This window comes from Halostella sp. PRR32, assembly GCF_034808085.1.
Lineage (GTDB): Archaea > Halobacteriota > Halobacteria > Halobacteriales > Natronoarchaeaceae > Halostella > Halostella pelagica.
Genome location: NZ_JAXHGL010000262.1, coordinates 1 through 242, shown reverse-complemented (window position 1 = coordinate 242; position 242 = coordinate 1). Strand labels below are relative to the sequence as shown.

The following is a 242-nucleotide window of genomic DNA, read 5'->3' as shown; positions in this document are numbered from 1 at the left end:
CATAGTGGCCAATGCAATCTCGACATACAGTCGACAGATGTCTGTTCAAGAAGACTGTATCATAACTGCAAAAGGGAAAGGACTGCCAACTTTAACAATTATACAATCATATTATTCTGTTCATGCCAAAAAGGACTGTGATCATTACGATCTTTCTGTGACAGCACGGGAAGAGTACCTGGTTGAGAAACCCAAAAATGCAAAATCTACTGTGGCGATCACCATCTGTGTCAGGTCTCTCA

The 242-nt window shown here is 41.3% G+C and carries 1 protein-coding gene; it reads left to right on the top strand.

Translation table 11 applies throughout. From position 1 onward, the window contains the following. Positions 1-37: 37 nt before the first annotated feature. Positions 38-242 (top strand): hypothetical protein (locus SM753_RS21070; RefSeq protein WP_323192989.1); only part of this gene is annotated, 205 nt, incomplete at its 3' end.